The organism is Nocardia sp. NPDC020380 (genome assembly GCF_044386975.1).
GTDB lineage: Bacteria > Actinomycetota > Actinomycetes > Mycobacteriales > Mycobacteriaceae > Nocardia.
This window is the reverse complement of record NZ_JBIRVQ010000015.1, coordinates 151076-174290: the sequence shown is the minus strand read 5'-3', so window position 1 is coordinate 174290 and position 23215 is coordinate 151076. Positions and strand designations below refer to the sequence as shown.

The 23215-nt window shown below is 66.3% G+C and carries 23 protein-coding genes; 11 read left to right on the top strand and 12 right to left on the bottom strand.

The features are described from left to right. Positions 1-6: 6 nt before the first annotated feature. Positions 7-1446, bottom strand: coding sequence for an MFS transporter (locus tag ACH438_RS35915; RefSeq protein WP_397013684.1), 1440 nt, complete (start codon positions 1444-1446; stop codon positions 7-9). A 103-nt stretch (positions 1447-1549) separates the two neighbouring features. On the opposite strand from ACH438_RS35915, the gene ACH438_RS35910 reads away from it, so the two are divergent. Together ACH438_RS35910 and ACH438_RS35905 are read left to right on the top strand one after the other, a co-directional pair. After that, positions 1550-2110 (top strand): TetR/AcrR family transcriptional regulator, encoded by a 561-nt coding sequence (locus ACH438_RS35910; RefSeq protein WP_397013682.1) that lies wholly within the window; start codon positions 1550-1552, stop codon positions 2108-2110. A gap of 59 nt (positions 2111-2169) precedes the next feature. Continuing rightward, a complete protein-coding gene (locus ACH438_RS35905) occupies positions 2170-3189 on the top strand; it encodes an isopenicillin N synthase family dioxygenase (protein WP_397013680.1) in 1020 nt (339 codons plus the stop codon). 115 nt (positions 3190-3304) lie between these two features. Here the strand turns inward: ACH438_RS35905 and ACH438_RS35900 are convergent, their stop codons facing one another. The 6 genes from ACH438_RS35900 to infC all read right to left on the bottom strand — a co-directional run bounded on the left by ACH438_RS35900 (position 3305) and on the right by infC (position 9124). Beyond that, positions 3305-4819 (bottom strand): APC family permease, encoded by a 1515-nt coding sequence (locus tag ACH438_RS35900; RefSeq protein ID WP_397013678.1) that lies wholly within the window; start codon positions 4817-4819, stop codon positions 3305-3307. 56 nt (positions 4820-4875) lie between these two features. Continuing rightward, a complete protein-coding gene (locus tag ACH438_RS35895; protein ID WP_397013676.1) occupies positions 4876-6639 on the bottom strand; it encodes an amidohydrolase in 1764 nt (587 codons plus the stop codon). A gap of 179 nt (positions 6640-6818) precedes the next feature. Beyond that, positions 6819-7646, bottom strand: a complete 828-nt coding sequence (locus ACH438_RS35890; RefSeq protein ID WP_397013674.1) for a TrmH family RNA methyltransferase — start codon at positions 7644-7646, stop codon at positions 6819-6821. Between the two features lie 11 nt (positions 7647-7657). Beyond that, positions 7658-8038, bottom strand: a complete 381-nt coding sequence (rplT, locus tag ACH438_RS35885; protein WP_043650578.1) for a 50S ribosomal protein L20 — start codon at positions 8036-8038, stop codon at positions 7658-7660. 120 nt (positions 8039-8158) lie between these two features. Beyond that, complete coding sequence (gene rpmI / locus ACH438_RS35880) at positions 8159-8353, bottom strand: 50S ribosomal protein L35 (protein ID WP_040856904.1); 195 nt, start codon at positions 8351-8353, stop codon at positions 8159-8161. A gap of 66 nt (positions 8354-8419) precedes the next feature. Further along, the gene (infC, locus tag ACH438_RS35875; RefSeq protein ID WP_397013867.1) at positions 8420-9124 is read right to left on the bottom strand and encodes a translation initiation factor IF-3; all 705 of its coding nucleotides are present in this window, start codon (positions 9122-9124) and stop codon (positions 8420-8422) included. 329 nt (positions 9125-9453) lie between these two features. On the opposite strand from infC, the gene ACH438_RS35870 reads away from it, so the two are divergent. After that, on the top strand, positions 9454-9822 hold the full coding sequence (locus tag ACH438_RS35870; protein ID WP_397013670.1) for a DUF1844 domain-containing protein: 369 nt from the start codon (positions 9454-9456) through the stop codon (positions 9820-9822). Here ACH438_RS35870 and ACH438_RS35865 read toward each other — a convergent pair. From ACH438_RS35865 to ACH438_RS35855, 3 genes are all read right to left on the bottom strand, one after another. Further along, complete coding sequence (locus ACH438_RS35865) at positions 9816-10460, bottom strand: TetR/AcrR family transcriptional regulator (RefSeq protein WP_397013668.1); 645 nt, start codon at positions 10458-10460, stop codon at positions 9816-9818. The genes ACH438_RS35870 and ACH438_RS35865 overlap by 7 nt on opposite strands. Before the next feature lie 6 nt (positions 10461-10466). Beyond that, entirely contained in the window at positions 10467-10847 is a 381-nt protein-coding gene (locus tag ACH438_RS35860) for a hypothetical protein (RefSeq protein ID WP_397013666.1), read from the bottom strand. 458 nt (positions 10848-11305) lie between these two features. Further along, the gene (locus ACH438_RS35855) at positions 11306-11470 is read right to left on the bottom strand and encodes a hypothetical protein (RefSeq protein WP_397013664.1); all 165 of its coding nucleotides are present in this window, start codon (positions 11468-11470) and stop codon (positions 11306-11308) included. Here ACH438_RS35855 and ACH438_RS35850 point away from each other — a divergent pair. From ACH438_RS35850 to ACH438_RS35820, 7 genes are all read left to right on the top strand, one after another. After that, positions 11460-12137, top strand: a complete 678-nt coding sequence (locus ACH438_RS35850; RefSeq protein WP_397013662.1) for an LppX_LprAFG lipoprotein — start codon at positions 11460-11462, stop codon at positions 12135-12137. The two genes, ACH438_RS35855 and ACH438_RS35850, sit on opposite strands and share 11 nt — an antisense overlap. A 245-nt stretch (positions 12138-12382) precedes the next feature. Next, positions 12383-13843, top strand: a complete 1461-nt coding sequence (locus ACH438_RS35845; protein ID WP_397013660.1) for a fatty acid desaturase — start codon at positions 12383-12385, stop codon at positions 13841-13843. Positions 13844-13924: 81 nt separating this feature from the next. Beyond that, positions 13925-15121, top strand: a complete 1197-nt coding sequence (locus ACH438_RS35840) for a type III polyketide synthase (protein WP_397013658.1) — start codon at positions 13925-13927, stop codon at positions 15119-15121. A gap of 39 nt (positions 15122-15160) precedes the next feature. Continuing rightward, complete coding sequence (locus tag ACH438_RS35835) at positions 15161-17098, top strand: ATP-binding cassette domain-containing protein (protein ID WP_397013656.1); 1938 nt, start codon at positions 15161-15163, stop codon at positions 17096-17098. A gap of 246 nt (positions 17099-17344) precedes the next feature. After that, positions 17345-17611 (top strand): type II toxin-antitoxin system Phd/YefM family antitoxin, encoded by a 267-nt coding sequence (locus ACH438_RS35830; RefSeq protein ID WP_397013654.1) that lies wholly within the window; start codon positions 17345-17347, stop codon positions 17609-17611. Continuing rightward, positions 17608-17862, top strand: coding sequence for a Txe/YoeB family addiction module toxin (locus tag ACH438_RS35825; RefSeq protein WP_397013652.1), 255 nt, complete (start codon positions 17608-17610; stop codon positions 17860-17862). Before ACH438_RS35830 ends, ACH438_RS35825 begins: the two co-directional genes overlap by 4 nt. 148 nt (positions 17863-18010) lie before the next feature. Further along, positions 18011-18796: a glucose 1-dehydrogenase gene (locus ACH438_RS35820; RefSeq protein ID WP_397013650.1), complete on the top strand. Its 786-nt coding sequence runs from the start codon at positions 18011-18013 to the stop codon at positions 18794-18796. Between the two features lie 5 nt (positions 18797-18801). Here ACH438_RS35820 and ACH438_RS35815 read toward each other — a convergent pair whose 3' ends face one another. Next, on the bottom strand, positions 18802-19362 hold the full coding sequence (locus tag ACH438_RS35815) for a TetR/AcrR family transcriptional regulator (RefSeq protein ID WP_397013648.1): 561 nt from the start codon (positions 19360-19362) through the stop codon (positions 18802-18804). Between the two features lie 98 nt (positions 19363-19460). On the opposite strand from ACH438_RS35815, the gene ACH438_RS35810 reads away from it, so the two are divergent. Further along, entirely contained in the window at positions 19461-20060 is a 600-nt protein-coding gene (locus ACH438_RS35810) for a DUF2867 domain-containing protein (protein WP_397013646.1), read from the top strand. A gap of 56 nt (positions 20061-20116) precedes the next feature. On the opposite strand, the gene uvrA is transcribed toward ACH438_RS35810, so the two are convergent. Further along, a complete protein-coding gene (uvrA, locus tag ACH438_RS35805) occupies positions 20117-23185 on the bottom strand; it encodes an excinuclease ABC subunit UvrA (RefSeq protein WP_397013643.1) in 3069 nt (1022 codons plus the stop codon). Positions 23186-23215 lie beyond the last annotated feature (30 nt).

Below are 23215 nucleotides of genomic sequence, written 5' to 3'. Positions count from 1 at the left end.
TCGTGGTCAGTGGCCGAAAGTCTTTGCGCCGGAACCGATCCCCTTGCGGCCGGGCAGCAGCAGCGCCACCACCGCACCGACCGCCACGACGGCCGCGCCGACCTCGACGGCCGGGACCAGCCCGTTCACATAGCTCTCCGGGGACAGGTAGGAACCGCGGGAACTGAACACCGACACCAGGATCGCGATGCCCATGGCGACGCCCACTTCACGAATGGTGTTGTTGGTGCCGGAGGCCATGCCCTGATCGTCGGGAGCCGCACTGGCCATCACCACCGACGAGGCCGGTGCGAAGGTCAGGCCCATACCGATGCCGCCGAGCAGGAACGGCAGTACGAAGGAACCGAATTCGACGTGCACGGTGGTGATGAGCGCCATCCAGGTCAGTGCGGCGCACAGCAGCACCTGGCCCGTGACGATCAGCACCCGCGGCCCGACCCGGTCCACGACGAGACCCGCGAGCGGGGCCACGACCATGGGCGCGAGCGTCCACGGCAGTGTGCGGATGCCCGATTGCAGCGGTGTCAGTCCCTGCACCACCTGGAAGAACTGGGACAGCAGGAAGATCGAGCCGAAGACGCCGAGCGAGAAGGTGAACAGCGTCGTATTGACGGCGCTGAAGCCGCGGGAGCGGAACAGCCGCAGCGGCAGCATCGGATCGGCGACCCGGTGTTCCCAGACGAGGAAGGCGGCGAGCAGCGCTGCGCCGCCGATCAATCCGCCCAGTACCTGTCCGGAGGTCCAGCCGTCGCCCGAGCCGTGGATGACGCCCCACACGACGCCGAGCACGCCGCCCGCGGACAGTACGAGCCCGACCAGGTCGGCTTTCCTTGCGCCGCCGAATGATTCGTTCAGGACCCAGGCCGCCAGCGGAACGGCGACGATGCCGACCGGGACATTGATCCAGAAGATCCAGTGCCAGCTGAGTCCGTCGACGACCGCGCCGCCGATCACCGGTCCGAGCGCGACGCCGAGCCCGGAGATACCGCCCCAGATGCCGATGGCGGCGCTGCGTGTCCGCTCCGGCACTGCCGCCGACAACAGTGTCAGCGAGAGCGGCATCACCGCCGCCGCGCCGAAGCCCTGCACCGCACGCGCGGCGATGAGCATCCACGGCTCGGTGGCGAGCGCGCAGGCCGCCGAGGCCACGGTGAACAGTGCGATGCCCGCCAGGTAGAGCCGGCGGCGGCCGATGCGGTCGCCGAGCGCGGAGGCGGTGAGCAGCAGTGAGGCGAACGACAGGGTGTAGGCGTTCACGAACCACTGCAGGTCGGAGAGCGAGGCGGCCAGCTGGGTGCGGATGACGGGCAGGGCGTTGGTCACCACCAGGTTGTCCAGCGTGACCATGAACATGGGGATGCCCACGGCCGCCAGCACTGCGGCCAGGGACCGGGTCTTGGGCGCGTATTCGGCTGCGCCCGTCGATGTTTCGAGTATGTCGGTCATGCTCCGGCCTTTGTTGTTATCGACTGATAACTAGAGAGTATGCATTGACTGATAACATGTCAATCGGAGACCAGATACCCGCACGGCAAGGAGGCCGAACACCATGACCAGGACGCGGATGACCGCCGGCGAACGCAGCGAGGAAGTACTGGTGGCCGCCACCAGCGCCTTCGCCGAATCCGGGTACGCCGCAACCAAAACCGACGAGATCGCCCGCCGCGCCGGCGTCTCGCAGCCCTACGTCATCCGGCTGTTCGGCACCAAACAGCAGCTGTTCCTGGATGTGCTGGCCCGGGTCTGCGACCGCATCGACGAACTCTTCCGTTCCGGCGCCGCCGACGCCGCCGCCGACGCGACGCCGCACGAACGGCTGGACGCCATGGGCGACCGGTACCGCGAATTCCTCGGCGACGACCACCTGCCCCGGGTCTTCCTACAGGGCATCGCCGCCGCCGGCGACCCGGCCATCGGCGAATCCATTCGCAGCCGCTTCGGCCGCATCTACACCCTCGTCCGTGAACTGACCGCCGCCTCTCCGGAGGAAGCGCGCGACTTCATGGCCATGGGCATGCTGCTGACGAATATGGCGGCCATGGGCGTCACCAGCCCCGGACCGGACTGCGAGCCGTGGGCGGCCGAGATCCTGGCGACCCTCGAGGAGTGATCCGATCACGGTGAGCGCAAGACTCCCCAGCCCGCCGGGCCGTGCCTACGCTGCCGAAGGTGAATGCCCGTCTGCCGCTCATCGACATCTCACGGTTCCGAGGTCCGGCCGCGGATCGCGCCGAATTCCTGGCGGAACTGCGCCACGCCGCACACGAGATCGGCTTCTTCTACGTCGTCGGCCACGGTGTCCCCGCGGAACTCACCTCCGGCATCTTCGATGTCGCGCGCCGGTTCTTCGCGCTGCCACTGGAACAGCGCCTCGAGATCGAGAACATCCATTCGCCACAGTTCCGCGGATACACCGGTACCGGCCACGAGTACACGGCCGGCTCCCCCGACCGGCGCGAGCAGATCGATATCGGCCCCGAACGCGCGGCCGTCGACCTCGCGCCCGATGATCCGGCCTGGCGGCGCCTGATCGGGCCGAACCAGTGGCCGCGGGAACTGCCGGAACTGCGCGACACCACCCTCGCCTGGCAGGCGGAGGCGCTGCGCGTGAGCCGGGAGGTGCTGCGCGCCTTGGCCGTTGCGCTCGGACAGGACGAAGGCTACTTCGACACCTGGTTCGACGAGGAGGCCTCGACGCACGTCAAGATCATCCACTACCCGGGCCGCGAGTCCGGAGCAGCCGATCCCGGCGCCGATCAAGGCGTCGGCGCGCACAAGGACTACGGGTATCTCGCACTGCTGCAACAGGATACGGCCGGCGGACTGCAGGTACAGGGACCGGACGGCTGGATCGACGCCGTCCCCGTACCCGGCAGCTTCGTGTTCAATATCGGCGAGATGCTGGAGATCGCCACGCAGGGCTATCTGACCGCGACCCGCCACCGGGTGGTCAGCCCGCCCGCCGGCGTGGACCGGTATTCGGTGCCGTTCTTCCTCGGCCCGCGCCTGGACGCCGTGGTCGAACCCTTGCAATTACCAGCGGAATTGGCCGAGCGCGCCCGCGGCGTCAGCCAGGAGGCCGACAATCCGCTGCTCGCGGCGTTCGGGGAGAACGCCGTGATCGGCTGGCTGCGTTCACATCCCGCGGTCGCGCAGCGCTGGTGGTCCGATGTGCTGGAGGCCCGGTGAGCGCGCAGTGGGGGTTCCAGACCCGGCAGATCCACAGCGGCGCACGCCCCGACCCGGTCACGGGGTCCCGGGCGACGCCGATTCATCAGACCACCTCCTGCACCTTCGACAGCTGTCAGCTGTGGACCGGCACATCCTCTTCGGGCTCGGCGTCGGCCTCGATGATGTCCTCGGTGGGTGCGGGTAGCTTGCGGGCCAGCACCTCGCCGCGGAAGAACGGCGGCGTGGCGCGCGCGAGGATCAAGTAGATCGGGATACCGATCAGCAGGGTGCCCACGCCGAGCACGAAGACCGCACTGAACCAGGACGTGACCGCCGTCCAGCCGGCGGCGAACAGCAAGGCCAGGCCGCCGAGGGTCGGCAGAATGCCCTTGATCACGAGTGTGCGCGGGCTGGAGGCGAATTCGTGCCGGTAGAGCCAGGCGCAGCTGAGTCCGGTGAGGCCGTAATAGAGGCCGATCGAGATGCCGATGGCCGTCACCGCCTCGGCGATGAGCCGGCCGCCCGAGGCGAAGTTCAGGCCCACGTAGAGCGCCACCGACAGCCCGCCGAACACGATGGTCGAGAACCACGGGGTGCGGAAACGCGAATCGATGCGGCCGAACGCCGCCGGCAGCGCATGATGCAGCGCCATCGAATAGGTGGTGCGCGCGGTCGGCAGAATCGTAGTCTGGGTCGACGCGGCCGCCGAGGTCAGCACCATCAGGAACAGCAGGTGCACCAGGATGGTGCCGATCCAGCTGCCGCCGAACACCGCGCTGCCCAGCGCACCCAGCACATCGTCGACGTGATCCGGATTCGCCAGCCCCAGGCCCTCTTTGCCGACTCCCGCGAAGGCCTGCGCGGCCACGGTCACCAGCAGGTACAGCGCCACCAGCGTAATGGTCGCGAGCACCGCCGAACGCCCGGGCGTATGCCGCGGATCCACCGTCTCCTGGTTCACCGACACCGCGGAATCCCAGCCCCAGTAGATGAACACCATCAACAGCAGCGCCGTCACGAAGTCCGAGAACGAGCCGATCGCGAACGGATTGAACCAGGACAACTCCGGCATATGCGCGCCCTCGGGCGCGTGCCCCAGCGCCACGCGCCCCAGCGCAATCACCGAGAACACCACCAGCATCCCGAATTCGACCGCCAGCAGCGCCGACTGCACGCGCGCCGACACATCGATCCCGCACACCGCCACCACCGTCATGACGACGAGATAGACAATCCCCAGCAACAGCACCCAGACGCTGGTCGCATCCGATCCGATGCCGTGCGCACCCACCAGATGGAAGGTGTACTGCGCGCTGATCTGCGCCAGGCTCGCCATCACCAGCAGGTCCGACACCACGATCGCCCACCCGGCCATCCAGCCCGTGAACGGACCGAACGCGCGCGTCGCCCACACGAACGTGGTCCCCGGATCCGGTTCCACCGCATTGAGATCCCGATATCCGATCGCCACCAGCAGCATGGGCACGAACGCCAGCAGCACGATGATCGGCGATTGCACCGCGACCGCCGCGACGACCAATCCGAGGGTGGCGGTAATGCTGTAGGCGGGACCCGCAGACGCCACCCCGATCACCACACTGGAGACGAGGGAGAGCGCACCGGACCGCAGAGTACTGGGCGATGTCACCGGCTAAGAGTAAGGGCAACCATCCAGCGCACCGAATCGGCCGGTGCACGCGACCCTCAGCAGTGGTACTGCACCAGCGCACCCAGATTCACGACCTCGCCACCGGTCTCCGCCAACCGGGCGGCGCCCGCCTCGAACCGCGTCTCACCACGCCGGACGGTCTCCAATACCCGCACGTCGTCCCAGGATTCGAGGACCTCCGGCTCCGGCAGCTCTAGCGGGTTCACGCTCAGCACCACCAGATCGGCCTGCTTACCGGTCTCGATGGTGCCCTTCCGGTCCTCCTCGAAGTACTGGTAGGCCGCATTGCGGGTCAGCGAATCCAGGGCGGCCCGCACCGACACCCGCTGATGATCGCCGATCACCTTGCCGGACCTGGTGACCCGGGTGACCTGACTCGACAGGATGGCGATCGAATTGGCCAGCGCCACCGGCGCATCGTGGTGCGCGGTATAGCGCAGGCCGTTCGACAACGCCCACGCCGTGGGCGAGATGTTCTGGGCGCGATCCTCACCCAGCACCACGTCCCGGTACCAATCACCCCAGTAGAACGTGTGCATGGTGAAGAACGACGGAATGATGCCGAGGCGCGCGAACTCCTCGATCTGCTTACTGGTCGCGGTCTGCGCGTGAATCGCCACCGGACGCCGGCGCGCGGCATCCGGCTCCTTAAGCCGATCACACGCCGCCTGCACCGCCCGGATGAACTGGGCGATGGCCGCGTCACCGTTCACGTGCGCGATGACCTGCAGATCGCGCCGGAACGCCTGGTACACCTGCTCGTTCGCTTCTTCATCGGTCAGCGTCCCGTAGCCGGCGTAACCGTCTTCCTTGCCGGGCGGCGGCTTCAGATAGGGCTCGCTCAGCCAGGCGGTCCGGCCCTGCGGCGAACCGTCCAGGATCAGCTTCACCCCGGCCAGCCGCATACCCCGGTAGTAGTCCCGGGTAGCGTCGAGCCGATCCCAGTCGGCCTCCGTCTTCAGCTCGGATGCCTTGAGGTAGACGGCGAGGTCGATCTTCCAGCCGGTGGTGTGCTGCAGCAGGCGCAATGCGTCGAGCAGATCGCGTTTCACCCCACCGTCCTGTGCGGTGGTGAAGCCGAACCGGCTGTACTCCTTCCGGCCCTCGACGTACACATTGCCGGAGTCGGTACTGGAGATTCCGGCCACGGCGCGATCGAACGCGGGGTTGAACGCGGTCTCCTCCAGCACGCCGTCGGGGGTGCCGTATTCCTTCCGGGTGTCCTCCCGGCCGAGGTGACCGCCGTCGGGATCCTTTGTGTCGTGGTCGTATCCGAGCAGCTCGAGGGCTCGATCATTGACCGCGCCCAGATGCGCGGACTGATGCACGGCCAGCACCGGCCGCTCGGTGGAGACCCGGTTGAGGTCCTGACGCGTGGGATGGCCGCCGATCAGCGAATCGTCGTAGCCCATGCCGATGATCCACTCGGACCGCTTGCCGATATCGGTGTCGGCCCACGCCGAAAGCTTGTCCACCACATCGCCGATCGACGCGACGTCGCCATCGGGTTCGGCGAGCAGGTTCGCCAGCATGGCCTGCAATCCGACGCCCCCGATATGGCCGTGCGCATCGATGAATCCGGGCAGCAGGCACGCGCCCGCGAGATCCCGCATGCGCGTGCCGATCCCCTGCCACTTCGCCTTCGCCTCGGCGAGATCCCCGACGAAGACGATCTTCTCGCCGCGCACCGCCACCGCCTCGGGCGGCGTCACCTCGGTCTCGGCCATCGTCACGATCGAGCCGTTGAAGAAGATGCGATCGGCCTTGCCGAGCAGGGCCGAGGTATCGGAATCCGACATGGTGAACCTCTTCCAACCGATCGCCGAAGAGGGCCGCCCATCGTCGCACCGGCCGACCCGGCGGCGATGCCGACGAAATGAGAACTCACTCATTGTCGTCCGGCCGCGCCGCCCGGGAGGGCTAATCGCGAATCAGCGCGGTGCGTGAAAAACGTTGAGCAAACCGGGAATTCGGTTCACTACCGCGCCGCGTGCTGGATCCGCGCGCTCGCGTACAGGCAGATCGACGCCGCCGCAGCCAGATTCAGGCTCTCGGCCCGACCGTGGATGGGGATGCGAATGCGATGGGTCGCACGCTCGGCCACCGCACGATCCAGGCCGTGCGCCTCATTGCCGAAGAGCCAGGCGACCGGGCCACGGAGAACATCGTCGGCCTCGTCGAGATCGACCTCACCCTTGGCGGTGGTGGCGAGAATCGCGATACCCGCCTCTTCGAGAGAGGTGAGGGTGGTGTCGATATCGCGGGACCGGGCGACCGGGACATGGAAAAGGCTGCCCGCACAGGCGCGTACGCACTTGCCATTGTGCGGGTCGACCGAATCACCGGCCAGCACCACGCCATCCGTGCCCACGGCGTCGGCGACCCGGATGAGGGTGCCCGCATTACCGGGGTCGGCGATCCCCACCGGAACGGCCAGCATGCGCGGCGAGGCGTCCAGGATCTGCCGCAGCGGCACATCCACCACCCGGCACACGGCAACCAGGCCGGGCGGAGTCACGGTCTCCCCCAGCATTTCCGCGGCCCGATCACTCACCAGCGTGGTGCGGATGCCGCGGGCGGCGGCGCCCGCGACGAGCTCATGCTCGCGCTCGGCGGCCCGCAGGGAGAAGAACAGCTCCTCGACGCGGTCGGTCTCCAGCGCGGACTCCACCGAGTTCGCGCCCTCGGCCAGGAACAGCCCGGTCTTGCGGCGCATCGGGCCGCGATGCAGCTTGACAGCGGAAACGACCCGCGAATTGCGCTCGGAGAGCGCTTCCGCGGGTCGTTTCGAATCGTGCGTTGTCACGCAGTCCGGACTCAGGCAGCCGGGGCGTTGACGTCGGCGGGCAGCGCGGCCTTGGCCACGGCCACCAGGCCGGCGAAGGCCTCGGCGTCGGAGACGGCCAGCTCGGCCAGGATCTTGCGGTCCACCTCGACACCCGCGGCCTTCAGGCCCTGGATGAAGCGGTTGTAGGTGATGTCGTTCAGACGCGCTGCGGCGTTGATACGAGCGATCCACAGCTTGCGGAAGTCACCCTTCCGCGCCCGGCGGTCCCGGTAGGCGTAGGTGAGCGAGTGCAGCTGCTGTTCCTTGGCCTTGCGGTACAGGCGCGACCGCTGACCGCGGTAGCCCTTCGAGGCCTCGAGAACGGAACGGCGCTTCTTCTGAGCGTTGACGGCCCTTTTGACGCGTGCCACTTGTCAGTCCTTGATCGATTAGGGGGCGCTGGGTCTTTCGCGTGGACCCGGTCTTCACGCCCTGAGTTGGTCGGTTATGCGTTCCGCGGACGGATCGCTAGCGGCTTGGCTCAGCCTTATTTACTTGGCGAGCAGCTTCTTGACGCGAGCGACGTCCGCCTTCGCGACGACCTCCACGCCGTCCAGACGACGAGTACGGGTGGACGGCTTGTGCTCGAGCAGGTGGCGACGGTTCGCCTGCTGACGCAGCAGCTTGCCGCTGCCCGACACCTTGAATCGCTTCGAGGCGCCGCTGTGGCTCTTCATCTTCGGCATGGATTCCTCAATCTGTCTCGTGCCGGCGGCATGCGGGAACCGCACGCCGCCGGAGCTTTTTCGTTATTACTGCTGCGGGTTGGCCGCCGCCTGGGCCTCGACCACCGCTTCCGCGGCGGCCGGTGCGGCCTCGGCAGCCGGTGCAGCCTCGGCTGCCGGAGCGCTCGCGCTCTCGGTGGCCGTCCGCTGCGCCTGTGCCCGCGTCTTCGCGCCCTTGTGCGGCGCGAGGACCATGGTCATGTTTCGGCCGTCCTGCTTGGCCGAAGTCTCGACGAAACCGAATTCGGCGACGTCGGAGGCCAGTCGCTGGAGCAACCGGAACCCGAGTTCGGGGCGCGACTGCTCGCGACCGCGGAACATGATCGTGACCTTGACCTTCGAGCCGGCCTGCAAGAAGCGAAGGACGTGGCCCTTCTTCGTCTCGTAGTCGTGGTCATCGATCTTCGGACGGAGCTTCTGCTCCTTGATCACGGTCTGGACCTGGTTCTTCCGGGACTCACGCGCCTTCTGCGCGGTCTCGTACTTGAACTTGCCGTAGTCCATGATCTTGCAAACCGGCGGACGTGCGTCCGGTGCGACCTCGACCAGGTCGAGGTCTGCCTCCTGAGCGACACGTAGTGCATCTTCAACACGCACGATCCCAACCTGTTCGCCACCGGGACCGATGAGGCGGACCTCGGGTACGCGGATGCGATCGTTGATGCGGGTCTCAGTGCTGATGGGGCCTCCTAGGTCAAGCGGTTCGTCAACGACCGCAAGCAATAACTGCAACCCCAATTTCAACACGAAAGCCCCGTGCCGGTATTTCACCGCCACGGGGCCCGAGTCGACCGATCTGCGACGCGAACAACTCGCAACGCACCCCGCGCAGGACGAACCCACGCGAGAAACCCATCCGGTAAAAGATGGGCGACCGGACCGTCTTGCCTGGTGAAATCACCGGCTGACGGTGGGAGTCGGGCTCCACTTAGTGCCCCGAGTCGGTCGCAGGAACCAGTCCGGGGCGGTCGTCGCAGGAGAGTCTAACACCCATAGCCGTAAGCTCCGAATCGCCCGCCCCCACGACCAGGCAGAACCCCCATAATGCCATGCTCTACCCCATGAGCGAGGCAACCATGAACGACGATTCGGGCCTGATCGACGGTGAGGTCGTACGCGAGCTGGCCGACATCCCCGCCGTCGAAGTCATCAGCCGCGCCGCAGTGATGCTGATGAGCTCCGCCGCCGAAAAACTGGGCCTCGGCGAAGAGGACCCCGCCACCAGCCCCCACCTCGACCTCGACGAAGCCCGCCGCGTGATCACCGCCCTGGCCGGCCTCGTCACCGCGTCCGTCGAATACCTCGGCCCGCACGCCGGACCGATCCGCGAGGGACTCCAGTCCCTCCAGCGCGCCTTCCGCGAATCCTCCGCCTACCCGGACGCCCCGGGACAGGGCCCCGGCGAGAAGTACACCGGACCGGTCTACTGAGGGCCGATCCCCTTCAGGAGGGTCGCGACTACCGAGTCCACGGTGGCTCGGGTTGCGTGAGCGCCCGGTAGCAGGGCGCTCAGTACCTGGTCGTGGCAGATGCCGACCAGTAGGGCGACCGCGGATTCGATGTCGGCGGCAGGGGCCAGACGACCGAGTTCGAGTTCCCCGCCGAGATAGTTCGACAGGGTCTCGTGCCAGAGTGCGTGTCCCTCTTGCGGTTCGGCCGCGGTCGGCTCGGGGGCGGTGACCGATTCTTCGAATCCGGCCAGGATCGCCGGGCTGGTGAGCAGGCCCGCGAAGATCGGGAGCACGGCGCTGTGGAGTACCAGGCCCGCCTGGAGGTAGCGGCGCAGGTTTTCCTCGACCGTCGCGTCACCCGGGGCGGGCAAAGGACCGAGATTGCGATGCGCGGCAGCCACGTGCGCCTGCACCGCGGCGGCGAGGAGTTCCTCCTTGTCCGAGAAGTAGTTGTAGAGCACACCGTCCGCGACGTCCGCCGCGCGGGCGATGCCGCGGACGGTGAGGCCGGCGGTGCCCTGTTCGGCCATGAGGCGCTGGGCCGTGGCGACGAGATGTTCGCGGAGGCCGCGGGCGTCGTCGCTGTTCCGCAGCGCCGCTGCCTTTCTCGGTGACATAGCGGATTACGGTAGTGGCGCGGTGGCCGTGGTCAGCCAGGCGGTGTTGGGCATCCGGACGCCGTCGGGGGTCAGGTACGGTTCGAGGCCGGCCGAGATCGCGGCGTACACCTCGTCATCGGCCGCGGGGCCGGCGAGGGCACGATGATGGCGGACCGGGCCCCATTCGAAGAGGAATTCCGTCGCATCGGCGAGGTCCTTGCCCCAGATCGCCTCCACCGCAATCAGTTCCACGTCCACCTCGCGGAATCCCGCGGCGCCGAGCAGGTTGCGGATGCTGTCCGCGTCGGCGAAGGCGCCTCGGGTGTGCGCCACCTCGAAGGTCGGTAGATGTGCTGCGACGGAATCGAATATGGCGCCCAGTTCGGTGCCTGGCAGGGGTGACACGGCCACACAGGCGAAACGGCCACCGGGCCGTCAGGGCCTGCCGGATATTCGTGAAGGCTGCGACCGGATCCGCGAAGAACATGATGCCGAATCGGCTCAGTGCAACGTCGAATTGCGCTGCGGTGAAGGGGTATACCTGCACATCGCCCGTGAGCGCATGTTCATGAACGCCTGTTCAAAGTAGCGCGATTCGACTGCGTCAGCACGGATTCCACGAAATCTCGACCTGTTGGCGAAATGCTCCGCGGAGTTATCCCAAAGCTACCGAACAGCGAAATCTCAGCAACAGAAGCGTATTTTGTAAACGTTGCGAGGTTCGCCCTGCGATATTCGATACGACCGGCGCGACTGCGTGTCGGTAAGTATTGGCGGCGATACGGAGATGCTGGTTCAATGCCGGGGTCTCGCTCGTTTCGGGCGGGCATCGCACCAACTCCACGGGGGTTATTGATGATTGATCACATGTCGCGGGGGAAAGGCACCCAGCGATCTCGATTCCGGTCGTCGCGAAGGGCCATCGTGCCCGCCGTGATGGCAGCGTCCGTGCTCGCCGCGCTGGTGACCGGATGTTCTTCCAACAGCAGCAGCAGTTCCCCGGCCAGCAGCTCCAGCGTGCCGGCCAACACTCCGCTGCCGAACGGCACGCAGATCCTGCAGGAATCGGCGCGCACCACGCAGACCCTGCAGTCGGTGCACCTGAAGCTGACCGCGGACAACCTGCCGACCCTGCCGATCGAGAGCGTCGACGCCGATGTGACCAACCAGCCGCAGGGGGCGGGCCAGGCCATCGGTGAGGCGAAGGTACGGACCAAGCCGGACGCGCCGTTCACCGACACCAAGTTCCTGGTGGTGGACAAGAAGATGTACGCGGGCGACGGCACCACCTACGCCCCGATCGGCGACGCCGAGAAGATCTACGATCCGGGCATCATCCTGGACAAGGACAAGGGCCTCGCCAATGTCATTGCCCAGGTGCAGAACCCGCAGGTGGTGGACCGTGAGCAGGTCAACGGCATCAACACCGTGAAGGTGACCGGCACCATCGACTCGTCCGTCATCGACCCGATCGCGCCGCAGATCGGCAAGGACGGCGGCACCTTCCCGATCACGCTGTGGATCCAGGACGTGGCGCCGCCGGCCACCTCGGCAACCGCGCTGCCGTCCTCGGCCCCGTCCCCGGGCACCGGCCCGAATCTGGTGCAGGCCCTGGTCAAGAAGGATCCGGGCAGCGTCACCGTGACCCTGTCCGACTGGGGCAAGCCGGTGCACGTCACCAAGCCGGGCAGCTAGAACCAAGGCTGAGATCAGAAGTTCGGCACCCGGTCCGGGGAAAGCGCAACGGCCGCAACGGCTGTCATCCGCTGCCCCGGGCCGGCTGTCGTATTCGGGGGAAAGCGAGCGCGGCCCGAACTGTCAAGGGCCCTGTCCTTAAGTGGTTTTTCAGGCGAATGCAAGGGACCGCGCCGACACTTTTCTCATACCGAGAATTCCAAAAAATCTTGTGCACGTGCGATTTTGCTATGAGGGGTTAGAAAATGACTACGAGTGAACGACCGGACGCCGAGGAGGAGTTCCGTCGGCCCGCACTCGACGGTCCGCCGCCGCTGTCGAATGTCTGGGTCTACAACGGCAAAGCCTACGACCTGAGCGACTGGATCTCCAAGCATCCCGGCGGCGAGTTCTTCATCGGCCGCACGAAAAACCGTGACATCACCTCCATTATCGGTTCCTACCACAAGAACCCGGAGGGCATCGGGAAACTGATCGAACGGTACGCGCTGAACCGCGACGCCCTGCCCGAGGACATCCATCCCAAGGCCAACGCGCCCGACTTCCTCTTCAACGAGGGCTTCGACAGCTGGCGCGACACGCCGAAGTACCGCTTCGACAACAAGGCCGACCTGCTGCACCAGGTGAAGAAGCGGCTCAAGGAACCGGAACTGGCCGCGCGCATCAAGCGCATGGACCGCCTGTTCAACATCGTGGTGGCGATCCTGGCCGTCGCGTACTTCGCGGTCCAGGGCCTGCGGCTGTTCGAGCGGCCGTGGATGCCGCTGCCGGTGTTCGTGATCCTCATGGTGCTGCTGCGCAGCTCCCTGGCCGGCTTCGGGCATTACGCGATCCACCGGGCCCAGAAGGGCTGGAACAAGATCCATGTGAACGCGTTCGATCTCAACTATGTCGCCCTCTCCTTCGTGACCGCGGACGGGCACGCGCTGCTGCACCACCCGCACACGCAGAGCGAGGTCGACATCAAGAAGAACGTCTTCACCATGATGATGCGGCTACCACGCCTGTTCCGGATCCCGGTGCACACCGCGCACAAGTTCGGGCACACCATGACCGGCATGATCATGCGCCTGCTGGACGTGTGCCGCCTCACCCGCAAGGTGGGCATCAAGGACATGTACGGCACCTGGGGCGGGGCGCTGCCGCACTTCATCGGCTCGTTCGGCGTGCGCATCCTGCTGGTCGCGGAATTCCTGACCTTCACCCTCATGGGCGACTTCTGGGCCTGGGCACTGCAATTCGTGATCTCCCTCTGGGTCAGCACCTTCCTGGTGGTGGCCAGCCACGACTTCGAAGTGGAGTCCGAGCACATCGAATCGAACACCGAGGACTGGGCGATCAACCAGATCGAGCAGGCCTACGACCTCGCGGTGGTCGGCAACCGCTACGTCGACTGCTTCCTCTCGGCCGGTCTCAGCTCGCACCGCGTGCACCACGTATTGCCTTACCAGCGCAGTGGTTTCGCGAATATCGCGACCGAGGACGTGCTGCGTGAGGAGTCGGCGAAATTCGGTATCGAATGGCTGCCGGCCAAGAGCTTCTTCACCGACCGCTTCCCCAAGCAGATCAAGACCTACCTGCTGGCCAGGTCCGACGATGCGGTGGAACGGGATTGGGGGTTCCTGCGGGAGCATTTCTCACCGCTGGCACTGAAGACCTGCGCCGTCTACACGATCCAGGGCTTCACCGGAATCGGAACGGTCTGAACCGATTCCACGGATCGGGGTGCGCCCCGGCACACCGGACGCACCACGATCGCAGTTCGAAATAATACGAGGGGAGATCCCATGTCCATCACTATCGACGAAGGGGGCTTTGCGCCCACCACCGCGCTCTCGGGGGACGAGCACGGATTCGGCTTCGCGCAGCAACTGCTGCCACCCACCCCGCCGACCACCGTCGGTGTGATCGAGAGCATCGCCACCGGTGCGCCCGCGCAGATCTTCGATCAGGCCGAGGCCGCCGGCGCGGTCGCCGACCTGTTCGCCGATCCCACCCAGCGCGCCCGCATCCCGCGGATCTACCGGAAGACGCGGATCACCAACCGGCACCTCGCCGTGAACCCGGTCGATCCCGAATTCCTGGCCTACAGCCGCGAATCGGCCACCATCCGCGAGCGCATGCACCTGTTCCACCAGCTCGCGGTGCCGCTGGCCGTGGACGTGGCCGGCCGCGCCGTCGCCGGGCTGGCGGATCCCGCCACCGAGATCGGCCTGATGGTGTTCGTCACCAGCACCGGATTCATCGCTCCCGGAGTCGATGTGGCCGTGCTCAAGCAGCTCGGCCTGGCGCCGTCGCTGAACCGGGTGATCATCAACTTCATGGGCTGCGCGGCCGCCATGAACGGCATCCGCACCGCGGTCGACTACGTCCGGGCGCATCCGGACAAGAAGGCGCTGGTGATCGCGCTCGAACTCAGCTCGGTGAACGCCGTCTTCGACGACAACATCAACGATGTGATCATCCACAGCCTGTTCGGCGACGGCTGCGGCGCGGTCGTCATCGGCGCGGGTCAGGTGCGGCAGCAGCTGGCGGCCGGGAAGGTCGTCATCCGCGACACCTTCAGCCACCTCTTCGACGACGCGGAGGACGGGATCGTGCTCGGCGTCAACGACAATGGCATCACCTGCGAACTGTCCGCCGACCTGCCGCAGTACATTCTGCGCGGCGTCGATCCGGTGGTCTCGGAAGTGTTGCGGCGCAATGGAATGCAGAAGTCCGACGTCGATCTGTGGGCCATCCACCCGGGTGGACCCAAGATCATCGAGGAGTCCGCGCGCTCACTGGGCATCAGCCCGGAACGCGCCGCGCTCAGCTGGGACGTGCTCGCCGAATACGGCAACATGCTCAGCGTTTCGCTGATCTTCGTACTGGAGCAGATGGTCGCACAGGCCGCTCACCAGCCCATCTCGACCGGTGTGGCGTTCTCGTTCGCTCCCGGTGTGACCCTCGAAGGCTTGATCTTCGACATCGTCCGGCAGTAACCGCAGCCCGGCCACTGTCAGTTCTGGAGAGCAGTAACCATGCAACTCATCCGATTCCTCGTCTCGATCTCGTGGATGCGGATCGCGGCCGTCATCGCAGCCGGCCTCGTCTGCGGCGCCGCCAACACCTACCTGGTGACCCTGATCCGGGGGGTCGTGTCACCGCAGCCGCATCCACCCGTCACCTGGCAGAGCTTCGCGCTCACCGCACTGGTCATCCTGGTGAGCGGCGTGGTGTCGCAGGTGCTGCTCATCCGGCTCGCCCAGGACGCCATCTACCGGCTCCGGTCCGACCTCAGCTCCGGAATCGTCTCCGCGCCACTGGAACACCTCGAACGACTCGGCATGCACCGGCTGATGGCGACCCTCATCGAGGACGTGCGGTCGCTGTCGCAGGCGGTCACCGCCATCCCCAGCATCTGCGTCGACGTGGCCACCATCGTCGGATGCTTCATCTTCCTGGCCATCGTGTCCAGTCCGATCTTCGCGGTCACCGTCGCGGGCACGCTGCTCGGAATCGCTTGTGTGGAAGTGATTCTCAAGCGGGTACGCGGCATCTACCGGCAGGCCCGCGAGAACGAGGACGCGCTGCTGCGCTCGTTCCAGTCGGCCACGCTCGGCATCAAGGAACTCAAACTGCACCGCGGGCGACGCCGGGACTTCATGGACCGGCACCTGCTCGGCGCGGCACAGAACCTGCGGAACCAGAATGTCGACGCGGGCTCGAAATTCTCGGTGGCACAAGGGTTCGGGCAGCTGCTGCAGCTCGCGACCATGGCGCTCATCCTGTTCGTCATCGCCTCGTCCCTGCACGTCAGCCAGAACGCCATGGTCGGATACGTGCTGGTCACCACGTTCCTCGCCATGCCCATGCAGAACTTCATGAACCGCATCCCCGACCTGCTGCGCGGTGACGTGGCGCTGGCCAAGATCCGCAGCATGAACCTGTCCATGGAGGCCATGCACGACGAGGCCGGACTGCCGTACAGCGACCGGGCGCCGCTCAGCGAACCGGCCCGGCTGGAGCTGAAGAACCTCGGCTACAACTATGTGTCGGAAGCGCCTTCGCCGTTCCCGCCCGCACCGGGCGAGGAATCCGGAGTCACGCCGCATCCCGCGCACGCACGGTCCGCGGCCGCCGGGCAGCAGTCCGGTCCCGGGCAGCGGCCCGCACCGGGTCAGCTCCCGCCGCATCCGGCACCCGGACAGCGGCCGTCCCACCCCGCACCGGGTGTGCGGCGGGCGCCGGGTGGTCCGCGCGCCGGCTCGCTGCCGGATGTGAACGGTCACCGGTTCGTCAGCCACGGCAACGACGGCCGGCCCATGCCCGCACCCGCGGGACCGCCGCCGGACGACGGCACCGGATTCCGGCTCGGCCCCGTCGATCTCGTCTTCGAACCCGGCCGCGCCACCTTCATCATCGGCGGCAACGGCAGCGGCAAGTCGACGCTCGCCAAGCTGATCACCGGACTGTACGTGCCGCGCACCGGGCAACTGGTGCTCAACGGCGAGCCGATCGACCACGAGAACATCGAATGGTTCCGGCAGAACACCTCCGCGGTCTTCACCGACTTCTACCTGTTCGAGGACTACCTCGGCTTCGACTCCGGCGTCGACGACAAGGTGCGCAAGTACCTGGAGGAGTTGCAGATCGCGCACAAGGTGACCGTGCAGGACGGGCGGCTGTCCACCATCGATCTGTCCCAGGGGCAACGCAAGCGGCTCGCGCTGCTGACCGCGCTGCTCGAGGACCGGCAGATCTACGTCTTCGACGAATGGGCCGCCGACCAGGAACCCCGGTTCCGTGACGTGTTCTACCGCGAACTGCTCACCGAGCTCAAACAGCGCGGCAAGACCGTCATCGTCATCACCCACGACGACCGCTACTTCGACTGCGCCGACCAGATCGTCAAACTCGACTTCGGGCGTGTTGCCGAAGTCAAGCAACTGACCGAACCGGTCACCGCCGGGAAGTAGCCGAGCACCCGCCGTTGTTGGCCGAGATATGCGCAGCGAATCCTCGGCAGTGAAACAGCAACGGCGGGAGCAGCTCCGTGACTTCCTCCGGACCCGCCGGGCGCGCATCGCGCCCGGCGATGTCGGCTTGGTGAGCGTCGGGCAACGGCGCACCCCCGGGCTTCGACCAGGCCGAGGTTGCTCGAGCCAAGGATAGTCGTACCACAATCCGGTACCATAGGGGAATCGAGCCGGAAGGATCCAACCATGACCGCCATGTCCGCCAGCGAGGCGCGCAAGAACCTGTTCCCGCTGATCGAGCAGGTCAATAACGATGCGACCGCCGTCCACATCACCAGCCGCAACGGCAACGCCGTCCTCATCTCCGAAGACGAGTACAACTCACTACGCGAGACCCTGTACCTGCTCCGCAGCCCTGCCAATGCCGCACGACTCACCCAAGGCATCGCACAGCTGGAGAGCAGCGAAGTAGTCCGGAAGGATCTGACCGAGCTCGCGGAAGGTCTTGAATGAGAATAACTTTCGCGAAGCTGGCTTGGGAGGACTTCGAGCACTGGGTGTCCACCGATCGCAAGATGGCCCTGCGGATCATGCGCTTGATCGGTGACATCGACCGTAACCCGTTCGACGGTCTCGGCAAGCCGGAGCCCTTGAAGGGCGACAAGTCCGGGTACTGGTCGCGACGCATCAACGACGAACACCGGCTCGTCTACGCGGTCGCCGGGGATGACATTCTCATTGCCCAAGCCCGGTATCACTACTGACACCAACCACAAGGTTGTCGTACACCGCCACGAGGAACCCCCGTCCGTACTCATGGACCGGCAACCTGTCTCCACCTGACTGGTGGTGGCAAACCCACGTTGGCTGCGCACTGCCGGGCCGGGTCACCGGCTCGGCAAGCTGAATCACATGACGCAGAACAACTCTCGATTCACCGGAAAAACCGCTCTGATCACCGGCGGAACCAGCGGGATGGGCGCCGCCACCGCGCGACGGCTGATTGCCGAAGGCGGGCAGGTGATCATCACCGGCCGGGACAAGGCCCGGCTCGACACCGCCGTCGCGGAGATCACCGGCGGCACCGCCGAATTCGCCGATCGGCTGCTCGCGGTGCGCGCCGACGCCGCCGACCTCACCGACCTCGAGGCGCTCGCCGACACCATCCGGGAACGCTTCGGCCGGCTGGATGTGGTGTTCGCCAATGCGGGCGTGGGGGCCTTCGCTCCCATCGGGGAAGTCACCGCAGCGGAATTCGACCGGATCGTCGGCGTCAACTTCCGCGGCGTGTACTTCACGATCCAGCAGTCCCTGCCCCTGCTGGCCGACGGCGGCGCGATCGTCATCAACGCCTCCTGGACACTGCACCGTGGCCTGCCCGGCGCGAGCGTCTACGCCGCGACCAAAGCGGCGGTACACAATCTGAGCCGCACCCTCGCCGCCGACCTGTCGGCCAGGCGAATTCGCGTCAACTCGATCAGCCCCGGGTACATCACCACCCCGATGTTCCACGAAAACGTCGCGCCCGAGGCACATTCGGACATCATCGGGGCAATCGCGGCCGGGCGGCTCGGCACGGTCGAGGACATCGCCGGCGCGGTCGCCTTCCTGGCCTCTGAGGAAGCGAGCTACATCAACGGCCAGGACCTGGTCATCGACGGCGGCATCGCCACCAGCACTCCCGCTGCCATGCTCTGACCCCGCTACGGGTCCGGAGGGCGGTTGAGGACGATGGCGGAGGCGCGGGCGCGGACCTCGTCGCGGGTGCGGCCATTGTGGTCGGCAGCGAGGAACTGATTGCCTATGGCCAGGGAGAAGGCGAGCAGAGCGCGGGCCTCGATCTCGTCCGGGTCCGAGCAGAAGGTGCCGATCATCTCGCGCAGGAGGTCCATGCGCCGGTTGTCCACCTCGCGCAGCCGCGCGGCGACGGACTCGTCCCGCCGGGCCCAGTCGCGGATGGCGAGGTCGATGGCCAGCAGCCGGTCTGCGGACAGGGTCAGCCGCCCGGCCAGCACCACCCTGTCCCGCGGATCCTCCTCGCGGGCAACGCTTTCGAGCACCTCGTCGACGCTCTCGTGCTGCCAAGCATCCAGCAGGGCGTCCAGCAGCGCATTCCGATCGGCGAAGTAGCCATAGAACCCGCCCTTCGTCACGCCGAGTGCCTTGGCCAGCACCTCGATCCGGACAGCGTCCACACCGCTCGCGGCCAAGGTCTGCAATCCCTGCTCGACCCAAGCCTCGCGCGGCGTCCGGGCCACACCCATCCTGTGACTCCTCCCATACCGCCTCTTCTATACGGCACCGTATATCAGGACTACCCTCGCTGATATACGGCACCGTATATCAGGGAGGGGACACGCTGATGAAACTGCCCGCCACCGATTTCACAAACCGCCCGTGGCGAATCCACGACCTAACACCCGACTTCACCGTCGAAGACGTATGGACATTCCGCACACCCGGCGCAGGCCCCCACGACTTCCCCGCCATGCTCACCGCATTAGAGACGGACGGCGGGCTCAACCGGAACCCTCCACTGGTCCAATTCCTGTTCGCAGTCCGCTGGAAACTCGGCGCCTTATTGGGCTGGGATGGCCCCGGACAAGGGATCGGCACACGCATCCCCTCATTGCGCGACCGCCTCCCACCAAACTTGCGCGAGACCCCAATCGAGAGAACGTTTCCGAACACCCCCTTCACCCTCGTCTACGAACTAGACGACGAGTGCGCCATCGAACTGGCCAACCAAACCGTCCACGCAATCGCCCACCTCGGCTGGGTCCCATCCCCCACCGGCGAATACGAACTACACATGACAGCCCTCGTCAAACCCAACGGCCTCTGCGGCCAGCTATACATGGCCGGCATCAAACCCTTCCGCTACCTGATCGTCTACCCCGCCCTGACCCGCCAATGGGAAGCCGCCTGGCACAACCGCAATCGAGAAACCCAGAGACAGTAATGAACGCCGAAGCCTCCTGTTCTTCAGGAGGCTTCGGCGTTCAGGGGTCGGTGGGGTCAGCGCAGGGCGGCGGCCTTGCGGCGAGCGGCGGCCGCCTTCTTCGCGGCGGCGGCCTGGTCCGGGGACTGCTGGGTCGCGGCCTTCTTCGCGGGAGCCTTCTTGACGGCCTTCTTCGCGGGGGCCTTCGCCGGGGCTTCCGCTACCGCGGTGGCTGCCGCCTTCGCGGGGGCCTTCGACTTGGCCGACACCGTTCGAGGGGCCGTTGCGGGTGGGGCGGTTAGGACCTCTTTGAGGAATTGGCCGGTGTAGCTTTCGGTCACGGCCGCAATGGTTTCCGGGGTGCCTTCGGCGATGACCATGCCGCCGCCGGAGCCGCCTTCGGGGCCCATGTCGATGACCCAGTCGGAGGTTTTGATGACGTCGAGGTTGTGTTCGATGACGATTACCGTGTTGCCCTTGTCGACCAGGCCGTTGATTACCGCGAGGAGTTTGCGGATGTCTTCGAAGTGGAGGCCGGTGGTGGGTTCGTCGAGGATGTAGATGGTGCGGCCGGTGGAGCGTTTTTGGAGTTCGGCGGCCAGTTTGACGCGCTGGGCTTCGCCGCCGGAGAGGGTGGGGGCGGACTGGCCCAGGCGGACGTAGCCGAGACCGACATCCACCAGGGTTTTGAGGTAGCGGTGGATGGAGGTGACCGGTTCGAAGAAGTCGGCGGCCTCTTCGATGGGCATGTCCAGGACTTCGGCGATGGTTTTGCCCTTGTAGTGGACTTCCAGGGTTTCGCGGTTGTAGCGGGCGCCGTGGCAGACCTCGCACGGGACGTAGACGTCCGGGAGGAAGTTCATCTCGATCTTCAAAGTGCCGTCGCCCGAGCACGCCTCGCAGCGGCCGCCCTTCACATTGAAGGAGAAGCGGCCGGGCTGGTAGCCGCGCACCTTGGCCTCGGTGGTGGCTGCGAAGAGGGTGCGGATCTTGTCGAAGACGCCCGTGTAGGTGGCCGGGTTCGAGCGCGGGGTGCGGCCGATGGGCGACTGGTCGACCTGCACCAGCTTGTCCAGGTGGTCGAGACCGTTCACGCGGGTGTGGCGGCCGGGTACCTGTCGCGCGCCGTTCAGCTTGTTCGCGAGCACGGTCGCCAGAATGTCGTTGACCAGCGTGGACTTTCCGGAACCGGAGACGCCGGTGACCGCGCTCAGCACGCCGAGCGGGAACTGCACATCGATGTCGCGCAGATTGTGCTCGACCGCGCCGACCACCGTGAGCTGCTTCTTCTTGTCGATCGGGCGGCGCACCATCGGCACCTCGATCTGCTCACGGCCGGAAAGGTATGCGCCGGTGAGGGATTCCTTGTCCTGCAGCAGGCCCTCGTACGGACCCGAGTACACCACGCGGCCGCCGTGCTCACCGGCCAGCGGGCCGATGTCGACCACCCAGTCCGAGGCGTGAATGGTGTCCTCGTCGTGCTCGACCACGATCAGGGTGTTGCCGAGATTCTTGAGCCGCGTGAGGGTTTCGATGAGCCGGCGATTATCGCGCTGATGCAGGCCGATGGACGGCTCGTCCAGCACGTACAGCACGCCCACCAGGCCCGAGCCGATCTGCGTGGCCAGCCGGATGCGCTGCGCCTCACCACCCGACAGCGTGGCCGCGGCACGCGAGAGCGTCAGATACTGCAGACCGACATCCAGCAGGAAGCCGAGCCGCGCCTGGATCTCCTTGATCACCTGCGCGGCGATCGCCGCCTGCCGGTCGTCCAGGGTCAGCGTGTTCAGGAAGTCCGCGGCATCGCCGATGGACAGATCCGACAGGTCCGCAATGGATTTGCGCTGCTCCCCCGCCGACAGCGTGACCGCCAGGATCTCCGGTCGCAGCCGCGCGCCATTACACACCGGGCACGGGATGTCCCGCATGTACCCGTCGTAGTGCTCCTTCATGGCCTCCGATTCGGTGGCATCCATGCGCCGCTGCAGGAACGGCATGACGCCTTCGAAATCGGCGTAGTAGGAACGCTTCCGGCCGTACCGGTTGGTGTAGGAGACGTGCACCTGATCGGAACTGCCCTCCAGCACGGCCTTCCGCGCCTTCAGCGGCAGGTCCTGCCAGGGCGTGTCCATGGAGAACCCGACCGCCTCGGCCAGGCCGGACAGCAGGCGGGTGAAGTATTCGGCGGTCTGGCCGCGCGACCACGGCGCGATGGCGCCCTCGGCGAGGCTCAATTCCGGGTCGGGCACAACGAGATCCGGATCCACTTCCTTGCGGATACCGAGACCGGTGCAATCCGGGCAGGCGCCGTACGGCGAGTTGAAGGAGAAGGACCGCGGTTCCAGATCCTCGATATCGAGGGGGTGCCCGTTCGGGCAGGCCAGACGCTCCGAGAAGCGGCGCTCGCGATCGTGCGCGTGCTCGTCACGGTCCACGAAGTCCAGCACCACGATGCCGTCGGCCAGCCGCAGCGCCGTCTCGATCGAATCGGTCAGGCGCTGTTTGGAACTCGACTTCACGCTGAGGCGGTCGACGACCACCTCGACATCGTGCTTCTCCTGCTTCTTCAGCTTCGGCGGCTCGGTGAGCGGATACACCACGCCGTCCACCCGCACGCGCGAGTAGCCCTGCGAGTTCAGGCTCTCGAACAGGTCCACGAATTCGCCCTTGCGGGTACGCACCACGGGCGCGAGGACCTGGAACTTGATGCCCTCCTCCATGGCGAGCACCTGATCCACGATCTGCTGCGGGGTCTGCTTCTCGATCAGATGACCGCAGACCGGGCAGTGCGGCACACCCGCGCGCGCGAACAGCAGGCGCAGATAGTCGTAGACCTCGGTGATGGTGCCGACCGTCGAACGCGGATTGCGGTTGGTCGACTTCTGATCGATGGACACCGCGGGCGAGAGGCCCTCGATGAAGTCCACATCCGGTTTGTCCATCTGCCCGAGGAACTGACGCGCGTAGGCGGACAGCGATTCCACATAGCGGCGCTGGCCTTCGGCGAAGATCGTGTCGAAGGCGAGCGAGGACTTACCGGACCCGGACAGACCAGTGAAAACGATGAGACTGTCGCGGGGTAGGTCCAGATCGACACCTTTGAGGTTGTGCTCCCGCGCTCCGCGCACCGTCAGGCGATCCGCCACAAGCCGTCCTTCCAACGTTTCGGCATCCAG

What these genes read in the sequence shown, in the direction of transcription:
- ACH438_RS35910 (WP_397013682.1), top strand. Translation starts at nt 1,550, where the DNA reads ATGACCAGGACGCGGATGACCGCCGGCGAACGCAGCGAGGAAGTACTG.
- ACH438_RS35840 (WP_397013658.1), top strand. Translation starts at nt 13,925, where the DNA reads ATGTCCATCACTATCGACGAAGGGGGCTTTGCGCCCACCACCGCGCTC.
- ACH438_RS35810 (WP_397013646.1), top strand. Translation starts at nt 19,461, where the DNA reads ATGAAACTGCCCGCCACCGATTTCACAAACCGCCCGTGGCGAATCCAC.
- ACH438_RS35870 (WP_397013670.1), top strand. Translation starts at nt 9,454, where the DNA reads ATGAGCGAGGCAACCATGAACGACGATTCGGGCCTGATCGACGGTGAG.
- ACH438_RS35830 (WP_397013654.1), top strand. Translation starts at nt 17,345, where the DNA reads ATGACCGCCATGTCCGCCAGCGAGGCGCGCAAGAACCTGTTCCCGCTG.
- rpmI (WP_040856904.1), bottom strand. Translation starts at nt 8,353, where the DNA reads ATGCCGAAGATGAAGAGCCACAGCGGCGCCTCGAAGCGATTCAAGGTG.
- ACH438_RS35815 (WP_397013648.1), bottom strand. Translation starts at nt 19,362, where the DNA reads ATGGGTGTGGCCCGGACGCCGCGCGAGGCTTGGGTCGAGCAGGGATTG.
- ACH438_RS35835 (WP_397013656.1), top strand. Translation starts at nt 15,161, where the DNA reads ATGCAACTCATCCGATTCCTCGTCTCGATCTCGTGGATGCGGATCGCG.
- ACH438_RS35845 (WP_397013660.1), top strand. Translation starts at nt 12,383, where the DNA reads ATGACTACGAGTGAACGACCGGACGCCGAGGAGGAGTTCCGTCGGCCC.
- ACH438_RS35820 (WP_397013650.1), top strand. Translation starts at nt 18,011, where the DNA reads ATGACGCAGAACAACTCTCGATTCACCGGAAAAACCGCTCTGATCACC.
- ACH438_RS35825 (WP_397013652.1), top strand. Translation starts at nt 17,608, where the DNA reads ATGAGAATAACTTTCGCGAAGCTGGCTTGGGAGGACTTCGAGCACTGG.
- ACH438_RS35895 (WP_397013676.1), bottom strand. Translation starts at nt 6,639, where the DNA reads ATGTCGGATTCCGATACCTCGGCCCTGCTCGGCAAGGCCGATCGCATC.
- ACH438_RS35915 (WP_397013684.1), bottom strand. Translation starts at nt 1,446, where the DNA reads ATGACCGACATACTCGAAACATCGACGGGCGCAGCCGAATACGCGCCC.
- ACH438_RS35865 (WP_397013668.1), bottom strand. Translation starts at nt 10,460, where the DNA reads ATGTCACCGAGAAAGGCAGCGGCGCTGCGGAACAGCGACGACGCCCGC.